The organism is Anaerobacillus alkalidiazotrophicus, assembly GCF_001866055.1.
In genome coordinates this window covers 1,520,623-1,531,730 of record NZ_MLQS01000001.1, presented here as the reverse complement: position 1 = coordinate 1,531,730, position 11,108 = coordinate 1,520,623, and the positions used below count along the sequence as shown (strand labels likewise).

Below are 11,108 nucleotides of genomic sequence, written 5' to 3'. Positions count from 1 at the left end.
AATACCTCTGAACGTAACACGGAACACCTTCCCCCAACATAAATACTTGAAAGCTATCAATAGACTTTATAAAACTTCTATTCATAAATACATCTAAGACACGGATAAAATTTAAGAACCAGTAACTTTCTGAGGCAGAAGAGTTACTGGTTCTTTTGTCGTATCTCCTCCTTAACGGAAGAATACGATATTAATTATCAAAATTTAAGGCCTTTTTTTCAAAGTGTCCTTGACATAGGGACCACTTTATTTCGGTTTTAGCTCTTTTTTATCATAATATTCCATCTTTGCTTTTATATTTCCACAAAGTAGAGCCTCTTTTAGTGGCCATTGCCAACCCAAAAATACACTTTTCACTCTAAATAATAAGTCATAGTTATTGTGACGATGAATAACTTTCTAAACACTTCACCTTTATTAATAACCATTTTAAAAATACCCCGATCAAAATATAAATTGGGAATGAATAAATATATTTCCAATTATTTAATTCGTAAATTCCTAACCAAACGGTAAAGGGTTCAAAAATAAATGCAAAAACGAAAGCTGCTATTATCATAGCCGCTAAGAATGATTTCCACGAAGGAAAATATTGATAAAGAGCCATATACAATACAGGTAGATGACCAACGTCTATTGCAAATATCGGAGGGATTAAAGGAGTTAACATGTTCGGATATCCCCATAACATAAGTGAAACCCCTATAACATCTAATAATATTACGATCACTGTGGCCATTATTCCATATAATAAGATTTCCATAAGTTTAGACTTATCTACGATTATCCACCATATAACCCAAAATAAAATCATTGTAATAAGTAAAAACCACCAAGGAAATGTAAATAAGTTTTCATTCAACCAGTATTGAACATTTGTTTCTTTTAATATTTCTCGTAAATTTACGATTTCTTCCCAAGTTGGTTGATTACTCATAAAAAAACACACTCCTTACGCAATAGCATGTGTTATTTTAGTGCCTACCAGTCCTAAAACACTGTTGTTAATTATGTCATAAAAAAGCTTAAGTACAATTCATTCACGAATTTTTTTATTTTTTACAAATCCTACGAGTTCAAAGGGTTTAAACTTTAGCCCGATTTAACCTAATAAAGTCGACCTCTGAAGTAAAAATATAATGAACAGTTCAAAATGAACTAGTAGCGGTTTTTATTATAGATATTTTTTCCCTTCTCTCTTACTTAAGTTTGATAAAGGGTGACTATTAATAAAAGCAGCAACTTCTTCCTTATTTGTTTTCGAATATTCTCTGAGGGCCCAGCCAATTCCTTTTTGAATAAAGAATTCATCATCATGTGCATTCTTTTCAATAATTTGAAACAATAGTTCTTTATCCGTTTTTTCTTTGTACTTCAACTGAAAAAGTATAGCTGTTCTCCGTAACCATATGTTCTCCGATACAGCCCACCTTACTCCATATTCAGTAATTAGATTTGGATACTTAGTAAAATGATATCCGACACATTTACTTGCTAGAATATCAACTGTATCCCACCAAGATTTCGTCTTGATAAGATACTCCAAAAACTGAATATCTTCTTCCACTAATACCTTTATATTTTTTTCTAAATAATCTAATGCAAAATACTGATATTCCCTCTCCGATAAGTCCCAAAGCCTCTTCACAAATTCAACCATCTGTTCCCTAGGAAATTTCTTAGCTTCCTTCATTAACGGTCGCATAATTTCCCTTCTTTCCGGCGCTTTAATACCTAAAAATTCAAATTTATTTTTCATATACCTTTTCATCAGAATAGCATTCTGATCATTTCTACTTTCTTCAAATACTCGGATTACAGAAGCTAGAGCATTATCAACATTATCAGCATTACCAGGATTCAAGTCCACAAATACACTCCCTTTTCCATTTTAAAACACTCGAGTTATTTCATTTACACTAATTAAAATACCATCTAATCGAAGCTATAACTTAAGTCAATTCCATCATCCCCAAACAAAACCGCATAAAGCTGAACTTCAATCAGTGGAGGTTTTCCTTCATCCCCCACTGATTGAAGTTCAACTTATCGGACCTTTAGGGGCAGTTTATCCCCCACCTAAACTTGATTTTCTTAAGTTTTGAGGTGGGGGTCTTACTTGCCCCTTAAGAGTGGGATAAATTCATATCTAGTTACAAACGATTCAACGTAACTAGATATAGCATCTTAGTGACAAGATGAAGACCCTGAATTTGGTGCAGCAGAAGCTTAGAACTATATGGATAAATAGTAATCGTAAGTAAAGTATCCTAAAAAATTCAATCAAAAAAACGAGAGCACAAGTCTCTCGTTTTTTTGATTGAATCACTATTGTTTTCAATAATTAAACAATATATTGAACTTCTTTACCATTTTCATCAATATAGTCAATGACTGTTTTGTTCGTATTAAGATCAATGAACAGTGTGCATTGCTTATCATCTTTTTCCCAAGAAAGTCGTACTTCATCACTAGCAGAATTTAAAACTGTAAATTCTCCATTAAATGCATCGTATTCATTTCTAAATCTAATAAGCTCTAATAGCCTCTGCACTGTTTCTTTTTCTAATGATTGTTCGATTTCTTCAAGGGTATAGTTGTGACGGTTGATTTCACGTCCATCACCAGTTTCTTTAATATTTTCTTCGTCATTTTCCCCTGCTAGCAGACCTACATAATAAACTTGAGGTACTCCAGGCGCAAAAAATTGAATTGCTCTCGCTGCTAAGTATGCATCGTCATTACAATTAAGAACAGAGTAATACGTACATCTGATTTGATGAACATCAAACCCATCCTCAGCCTTATGCTCATCTGATAAAATCAGACTAAGATTTGAACCTCTTTCTAAACATACATCGACTAATTTTCTTGCCTCTTTTGTATCGATAAGATCATCAAGATCTGGTTTAACAGGAATCCCGTCATGACAATCTAGCATTGTAAACTGCTTTTCAGGTCGATCTTTAAGATATTCACAAAGATCAGTGCTCGACTTATTTACTAGTGTATCAAGGATTCTGTACGGTAAAATAAAATCATAGATCCAGCAGCCATGATCTGCCAACTTGTATTGGATTGAATAATGAGAATGTACTTCAGGAAGTAATTCAATATCTAACGAATCCGCTAACTCCTTAATCCAATCAAGAAATTCATAAATTTCTGGCTCAACGAAGAAGCAGCTTGTTCCAAGTTTTTTAATCACATATCCAACTGCATCTAGTCTGACAATTTTTACATTTTGTTCTTTGAAATTTGTAAAGAAGTCGACAAACAACTGTTTTACTTTTTCTGATTTTATATCAAAATCAATTTGCTCCGATGGATCCGTCTTACCAAACGTCGTCCATACCTTCTCTTCCTCACCAGTTTCTTCAATAGTAAAGGTTGAATAAGGTAATGGTCTACGTAAGAACATTTTATCAATGTCTTCTTTCACTGGGTTTCCATCTTCCCAAATTTTATCTATAGTTAGAAATAAATCAGCATATTCTGATTTACGCCCTTTTTTAAGAAAATCTTGGAAATAAGAAGATTGTTTTGAAATATGGTTAACCATTAAGTCAACTAACACATCAAAGTTTTCGCCTATCTCTCTTACATCTTCCCAATTACCAAATTTAGGATCAATTTCTAAATAAGTTAACGGAGCAAAACCTCTGTCCCCTGAAGATGGGAATGGTGGTAAAATATGCACACCACCTTTAAAAATGTCCGAAAAGTGATTTAAAAGCACTTGATTTAGTGTCTTTAAATCTCCTCCCATTGAATCTGGATAAGTGATAAGTTGTACTTGATTTTTTACTGCCATCTTCAATTACCTCCTATATTCCATAGATTTCTTTAATTTCTTCTAACTTTGGTAAATCGACAACTGCACCTGTATATTTCAACTTATAAGCACTAACTGCAAAACCAAAATTTAACGCTTCTCTAATCGTGTATCCTTTTACTACTGCAGTATAAAAACCTGACCAAAATGCGTCACCTGCTCCTGTAGTATCAACTACTTCTGTGGCTAAAGTGTTTAATTTAATTGTTTCTACTCCATTAGAAACAATAGCACCATCTTTACCTAAGGTCATAATAACAAGTTTCGCCCCAAGTTTTAAAAACTTCTCTATATGATTTTCATTAGTATCTTTTCCAAATAATCTTTCTGCATCATCCTCAGAAGGTTTTACAATGTCAACCTTGCTAATGACTGATTTAACATATTCAATACCGTCTTCTCCCTTTTGCCAGATCATCGGGTGATAATTTGGATCAAAACAGATTAACGTATTATTCTCTTTTGCTGTTTCAATAACTTTTTCAATCGTGTTACGAACTGGCATTCTCGATATAGGCCAACAAGAAAAATGAACGATCTTCGAGTTCATTAGTGCCTCTTCAAGTTGCGGTGTATATTCTAAATGATAGTCTGCCTCACGATAAAATATCGGGATAGGAGTATTCTTACTTTTTGAAACTACTACCATACTTGTAGCATATGGAACTTGTTGAACACATCTCGTATCCATATTAGCGTTATTCAAATGCTTAATTAAAAATCTTCCTAACCCATCTTCTCCTACTGCAGAAGCAACAAGAGAATGAATACCTAATTTCTTTACATTCATAGCAATATTTGATGGGGATCCTCCAAAAAACTTATGAAACGTATCACAATCAAAATCATCATCATAATCTGCAGAAATCATATCAATCAGAAGCTCTCCCACAGTTAAAATATCGTTGCTTTTGTTTTGAAATTCTAATCTTTGATCAAAATTAAGCATCTTCATCCCCCAGATTTTCATTCTTCTATTCACGCATTACAATTTCTAAAATCAACCCGATATCTATTATTCAAACAATAATAATCTATAAAACTCGCAAACATTTTCAAATCATTTAATTGAAAGTGCTTACGTATGTAATGTTACTACGGATCACCCACTATGTCAAACGTTACCACAAAATTTACTTAACTTTTAAAAAAAGTTCATATATAAATAGCTATAAAACTTTAAATTTTCACGTTAATTACCATATGGTAACGTTAACCTTTATAAACACAAACAAAATGAGAAAACCCTCAGGGTATGAATCTACACGCTCCCGAGGGTTATTAATATATTATTAGCCCTTACTCTCCATACCCGAAATCAACAAGCTAAAATTAATCTAGTTCATATACCATACATTCATACGGACGTACCATTACCTCTCCATCCAACATCGGTGTATCCTCATAGTTTCCAATAACAATCTGTTTTGCTTTTTCATTCAAATCTAAATGTACGTCTTTATTTGAAAAATTAGTGATCACGAGAAGTTTTTGATCATTTAGTTGACGTAAATAGACAAAAACCTCTAAGTGATCTTTAAACAATTCCTCATAGTCACCAGACATCAGCACGTCAACATAGGTCGGATTTTTGCGGATCTTAATTAGATTTTGATAATAGTAAAACAGTGAATTTTTGTTTTCTAAAGCCTTTTTCACATTAATCTCTTTGTAATTTGGATTTACCTGCAACCAAGGGCTAACCTCTGAAAATCCTGCATTTTCTTTATCACTCCACTGCATCGGAGTTCTAGCATTATCACGGCTTCTTCTGTAAACAAATGACATCGCTTTTTCTTTTGAATATCCCGCTTCAAGAGCTGCATTATATTGATCAATTGTTGAAATATCATCATATGATTCGATGGTTGAATACTCGATATTTGTCATCCCTATTTCTTGACCTTGATAAATATACGGCATACCTTTCAGGAAAAAGTACGACGTAGCAAGCAATTTCGCAGATCTTTCGTTTATATCCTCTTTCGGAATAGAACGATTTAACGAACGCGGTTGATCATGGTTCTCTAAATACAATGCAGTAGTATAATTTCCCTTAATCGCTTCCTGATTTTTCGATATTGCTTTTTTAAAATCAACAAGTGTCCACTTGTTATTAGTGTACCACTTGCCATCCTCACCCATATCTAAATCAACGTGGTCAAATCGTATGAGCATATCAAAGTAACCTTCATCACCACTATATTCTGCCAATTGATCTAACTCAACCCCCGGAGCCTCGGCTACGGTAAATATATTATAATGCGCAAATGTTTGTTTTTTAAGTTCCGCTAAAAATTTACCGACACCAGGTTGATTAGGTTTAACTACCCTTAATCCATCAACCCCATCTGAAACTTCTTCTATAAATTTCTCTGGTTTTTTAATAAATGTAATGGCATCTACACGAAAACCACCAATTCCTTTATCCAACCACCAACGAACCATACGGTAAATCTCTTCTCGCAGGTGGGGGTTTTCCCAGTTTAAATCTGGTTGTTTTTTAGAAAAGGAATGAAAATAGTATTGCCCAGTCCCCTCATCAAACTCCCAGCAAGAACCACCAAAAATCGAGCGGAGATTATTCGGAGAAGACCCACTCTCATTTCCATCACGCCAAATATACCAATCACGCTTAGGGTTCTCTCGACTGCTCTTTGATTCAATAAACCAAGGATGTTCATCAGAAGAATGATTGATGACTAAATCCATAATAATTTTTATCCCACGATCATCGGCTTCCTGAATAAGACGATCCATCTCTTCCATCGTCCCAAATTCCTTTGAAATATTTTCATAATCAGAGATGTCATATCCGTTATCATCCATTGGTGACTCATAAACAGGACTTAACCAGATGACATCAATTCCTAACTCTTTTAAATAGTCTAATTTCTCAATAATTCCATTTAAATCCCCAATACCATCCCGATTCGTATCATTAAAACTTTTTGGATATATCTGATAAACAACTGAGTTATTCCACCATTTTTTATTCATACTTATAAACTCCTCCTAAATCTCTCATGACTTTTTTATCGAAAACAACGAATACATTTTTAGAAATAACGAGGTTGCTATGAAGGAAATAAACGAGAAACTAAAAAATAAAAGTAAAAAACGCAAATAATTTACACTCACAAATAAAATCATGGCTGTAACAATAATAAGGAACAAACTAATCTGCGGTTTTACAACTGAGAAAAGAAGCGCCTTTTTCATCACATCTAACACTCGTATGTTGAAGTGAGCCATCACAGAAAATGCATGAATCGAAACTACAAATAATAGTAACCCTAAACCAACAAAGAAATACATGACTACTGGTACACTTTTCTGAAAATAATAGATATCTCCTATCGTAACGATCCACGCGATTGTTAGAACAACTCCGATTTTTACACTTGTTTTGTAATTTTCTTCATAATATTTCCAATATTTTTTTATAATATTGTCTTGATCCTGTCCTATTACCCAATCTCGACTTACTGCAAATAACGCTGTAGTTGCAGGAAACACCAATAATGGAAAACATAACGAAAGATACACGATAATTGGTAAGCTGAAAAAATACGAGTCAACTAGCACCACGTTCACAACAACAATCCCAAAAGGAAAAGTGAAGATCAACCATAATACATTCGCTACCGCAAACCTTGCGATCCACTCACTCACGTTATAGAAACCACTCATCATTTTTTCCATCGTTATGCCACCACCTAAACTATTACTTTACCGCCCCGTCTGAAACCCCTTTGATAATCTGTTTTTGAGCAACAAAGTAAAAAATAATGACAGGTATGATCGCAATCGTCAAACCTGCTAAAGCTAAATGCCATTGACGTGTATATTGACCGAAAAACATAAACATACGAAGAGGAATAGTCGCTTCAGCGTCACTTAAAATAAGTGAAGGCAATAAGAAGTCATTCCAAATCCAAATAACATTTAATATACCCACCGTTACAGAAATCGGCTTTAATAACGGGAAAATAATGTGCCAAAACGTTTGGAATTTTGACGCTCCGTCAATTGTTGCTGCTTCATCGATTGTTTTAGAGATTGCTGTCATTGCCCCATGATAAAGAAAAATAGCTAAACTCGAACCGAATCCAAGATACATAAAAATCAACCCAACACGATTGAGCATATCAAATTGTCCAAATAATGAAATAAGCGGAATCATCACTGCTTGGAAAGGAATTAACATCGCAGCCACAAACACCATTAAGATGACGCCACTTAATTTACTCTTATTTCTGGCCAATGCGTAACCACCCATTGATGAAAAGAAAATAATAATCGCAATACTTACAACCGTAATGAATAGCGAGTTAAAAAACGAACTTACAAATTGTAAATCGATAAATGCTTGAACAAAATTTTCAAATGCAAATTCAGAAGGTAAACCAAGCACATCTGAAAAAATGTCACGTTTAGTTTTAAATGCGTTGACGACCATTAAGTAAAATGGAGAAATCCATAGTAAACCTAATAATATTGCAAATACCTGAAGCCAAATTAATTGTCCTTTTTTCTTCTTCATTATAAGTCCACCTCTCGTTTCTTATTGTAGTAGACTTGAGTAATAGCAATTGCTGCTACAAAAACAAAAAATATAATTGCTTTTGCCTGACCGTACGCCATTTGATTACTTGTAAATGCCGTATGCACAATATTCATCGCAATCATTTCTGTAGAATTATACGGACCACCGTTCGTTAATGATAAGTTTTGATCATATATTTTAAACGAAGACGAAAGTGTTAAAAACATACTAATCGTAAAAGCCGGTGCCACAAGCGGGAACGTAACATTTAAGAAACGTTGATATGAATTAGCACCATCCACCTCAGCTGCTTCTATTAATTCTGTTGGTATATTTTGTAGATAAGCAATGTAAATAATCATGATATACCCACCCATTTGCCAACATGTCAAAATCACAAGGCCCCAAAAACCAGTCGTCGGTGTCGATAACCATCCTGTTAATCCAGATATACCTAGGGAATGACCAAGATCTGAGAAAACACTAATGAATATAAACTGCCATATAAATCCTAATATTAATCCACCAATTAAATTTGGCATAAAGAAGACTGTACGAAGTAAGCTACTCGATTTAAATTTCCTAGTAACTAATAATGCTAATCCTAAACCAATTATATTTAATAAAACCACAGTTACGATTGAAAAACGCACAGTAAACCAAATTGAGTTAATAAAACGATTATCTTGAAATAAACGAACATAATGATCAAATCCAATAAACTGATTATAAGAAAGACCGTTCCAATCAGTGAATGAATAATACAATCCAAATAACAATGGAATAATAACTACAAAGCTTAAACTCAATATGACAGGTGTTAAAAACAACCAGAATGAAACATCACGGTTTCTCACTTTTTTGTACCTCCTCAATAAATAAACTGAATAATAAGACTGGGGTTAATGTAAACAGCCAACAAAACAGATTTTGTTAGCTGTTTAACTTAAATTCCAAAATGTTATCTTCTCATGTTCTCCCACTCATTCACGGAATTTTCTACAACTTCTTCCCATGAGCTTTGTCCATCAATATACTTTTGTATGTTAGCTCCTAAAATATCTCCCCATGGATTTGGGTAACCCATAAATACCCAGCCTACAGTATTACCTTTAGTAGAATACTCATATATTTCTCTTGATAACGGATCAGCAATTTTAGACTCATCAAAGCCTTCATACGCCGGGATGAAATTCAATTCTGTCAAGACCGTTTCTTTCCCAACTTCTGATGTATATAACCAGTCTAAGAAATCTTTAGAAGCTTGTACGACTTCATCATCTTTGTTCTTGTTCACAACCCAATAGTTTGGTACACCAACAGGTAAATGCCCTTCATAACCTTCCATAGGAATAGGAAGAATACCAATTCCATTCTCTGCAAATTCAGGGTCCATTTGATACACCGATGGGAAAATCCAGTTTCCTTGTTGAATCATCGCTACTCTTTCTAGCGAAAAATATCGCTCTACTTGTTGTGAGTAATCGACACTTAATGATGGTTGGACAGCATAATCATTTTGAAGGTCAACCATTTTTTGTAATTCTTCACTTTTCTCAAACGTTAAAGTATTGCTTTCAAAAGCTTTTGTTACATCATGATCAAATTCAGGAGCAATAAATACATTGGATAAATGATTTCCCGTAACCCATAGTTCACTACCAGCTAAAGCAAAAACAGCATCAATTCCTAATTCCTCTTTTTGCTCGTCAACCGTTTGTACAGCTGTTTTTAAATCTTCATATGTGAGGATTTCATCAGGTTTAACCCCTGCTTCTTCAAAAACACGTTTATTATAAATAAGTCCGTATCCTTCTAAATTAAACGGAAGGCCATAAACACCATTTTCATCTGAAATTCCCTCTAATGTTCCTTCTAAAGCTAAAGAAGCCGCTTGTGTATCAGAAACATCTGCTAGATATTGTTTGTAATCAACAAGTTCTGAAGGACCTCCAAGACTAAAAATCTCTGGTTCATCACCTGAAGAAAATTTAGACCGTAATGATGTAAAATAGTCAGTTCCACCACCTACTGCCGCGAAATTAATTTTGACATTCGGATTTTCTTCTTCATACTGTTTTGCTAATTCAATAAATTGATCTCTAAACTCTACCTTTCCTTGAAATATATTGATGGTGATTTGTTCTCTGGCATCTACATTCGCATTTTCTGTATTTTCATTTCCCGAATTATTGCCACACCCTACTAACAAAACACTTAATATTAACGCACTAAACCAAAATAATAGTTTTTGTTTACTCATAACGACAATCTCCTTTTTTAATGTATTTTGAGAATTTAAGTAACTAACTGACCCTTCGTGGTACCGGTTTCAAACCATCAGATACTAACCCCTCCTCTAAAAGCTAATAAAGTAGTAAAAAATAAAATTTTCAACACAATAACCCAACTGGTATCGTTACCATATTTACTAAAAAAAATAGCAATACCATAATGACCTAAAGTTTAATACACCAACTTCGATCGGCTTATTCATATTATAAAGGAACATGGTAACGGTTTCAATAGTTTATTCAAATTTTTTTTAGCTCACGACACACATAATCAGTTTCACTTGTACGAATTTTACATACGAAAAACTTAATTTAAACTTTTATCTACGTCAAATATTTACTCTAATAGCACTAAGAAACGCGCAAGCACCTTGGTCACGAGCAGCTGCTCCTGTGCCACTCCGTTTGCTCAAGAGCAATTGTTTTCCGT

The 11,108-nt window shown here is 33.9% G+C and carries 9 protein-coding genes; all 9 read right to left on the bottom strand.

Going from position 1 to position 11,108, the window contains the following annotated elements; all coding sequences use genetic code 11:
• Positions 1–376: 376 nt before the first annotated feature.
• The 9 genes from BKP45_RS07285 to BKP45_RS07245 all read right to left on the bottom strand — a co-directional run bounded on the left by BKP45_RS07285 (position 377) and on the right by BKP45_RS07245 (position 10,647).
• Positions 377–937, bottom strand: coding sequence for a CBO0543 family protein (locus BKP45_RS07285; RefSeq protein ID WP_071388987.1), 561 nt, complete (start codon positions 935–937; stop codon positions 377–379).
• 237 nt (positions 938–1,174) lie between these two features.
• A complete protein-coding gene (locus tag BKP45_RS07280) occupies positions 1,175–1,870 on the bottom strand; it encodes a DNA alkylation repair protein (RefSeq protein WP_245747393.1) in 696 nt (231 codons plus the stop codon).
• A gap of 474 nt (positions 1,871–2,344) precedes the next feature.
• Positions 2,345–3,814, bottom strand: a complete 1,470-nt coding sequence (gene gtfA, locus BKP45_RS07275; protein WP_071388986.1) for a sucrose phosphorylase — start codon at positions 3,812–3,814, stop codon at positions 2,345–2,347.
• A gap of 13 nt (positions 3,815–3,827) precedes the next feature.
• On the bottom strand, positions 3,828–4,784 hold the full coding sequence (locus tag BKP45_RS07270; RefSeq protein WP_071388985.1) for a carbohydrate kinase family protein: 957 nt from the start codon (positions 4,782–4,784) through the stop codon (positions 3,828–3,830).
• Positions 4,785–5,167: 383 nt separating this feature from the next.
• On the bottom strand, positions 5,168–6,835 hold the full coding sequence (locus BKP45_RS07265; RefSeq protein WP_071388984.1) for a glycoside hydrolase family 13 protein: 1,668 nt from the start codon (positions 6,833–6,835) through the stop codon (positions 5,168–5,170).
• A gap of 24 nt (positions 6,836–6,859) precedes the next feature.
• A complete protein-coding gene (locus BKP45_RS07260; RefSeq protein ID WP_071388983.1) occupies positions 6,860–7,540 on the bottom strand; it encodes a YesL family protein in 681 nt (226 codons plus the stop codon).
• Positions 7,541–7,562: 22 nt separating this feature from the next.
• On the bottom strand, positions 7,563–8,381 hold the full coding sequence (locus tag BKP45_RS07255; protein ID WP_071388982.1) for a carbohydrate ABC transporter permease: 819 nt from the start codon (positions 8,379–8,381) through the stop codon (positions 7,563–7,565).
• Positions 8,381–9,241, bottom strand: a complete 861-nt coding sequence (locus BKP45_RS07250) for a carbohydrate ABC transporter permease (RefSeq protein ID WP_071388981.1) — start codon at positions 9,239–9,241, stop codon at positions 8,381–8,383. The genes BKP45_RS07255 and BKP45_RS07250 overlap by 1 nt, the downstream gene beginning before the upstream one ends.
• 104 nt (positions 9,242–9,345) lie before the next feature.
• Positions 9,346–10,647: an ABC transporter substrate-binding protein gene (locus BKP45_RS07245; protein WP_071388980.1), complete on the bottom strand. Its 1,302-nt coding sequence runs from the start codon at positions 10,645–10,647 to the stop codon at positions 9,346–9,348.
• Positions 10,648–11,108: the final 461 nt, after the last annotated feature.

What these genes read in the sequence shown, in the direction of transcription:
- BKP45_RS07270 (WP_071388985.1), bottom strand. Translation starts at nt 4,784, where the DNA reads ATGCTTAATTTTGATCAAAGATTAGAATTTCAAAACAAAAGCAACGAT.
- gtfA (WP_071388986.1), bottom strand. Translation starts at nt 3,814, where the DNA reads ATGGCAGTAAAAAATCAAGTACAACTTATCACTTATCCAGATTCAATG.
- BKP45_RS07255 (WP_071388982.1), bottom strand. Translation starts at nt 8,381, where the DNA reads ATGAAGAAGAAAAAAGGACAATTAATTTGGCTTCAGGTATTTGCAATA.
- BKP45_RS07265 (WP_071388984.1), bottom strand. Translation starts at nt 6,835, where the DNA reads ATGAATAAAAAATGGTGGAATAACTCAGTTGTTTATCAGATATATCCA.
- BKP45_RS07260 (WP_071388983.1), bottom strand. Translation starts at nt 7,540, where the DNA reads ATGGAAAAAATGATGAGTGGTTTCTATAACGTGAGTGAGTGGATCGCA.
- BKP45_RS07245 (WP_071388980.1), bottom strand. Translation starts at nt 10,647, where the DNA reads ATGAGTAAACAAAAACTATTATTTTGGTTTAGTGCGTTAATATTAAGT.
- BKP45_RS07285 (WP_071388987.1), bottom strand. Translation starts at nt 937, where the DNA reads ATGAGTAATCAACCAACTTGGGAAGAAATCGTAAATTTACGAGAAATA.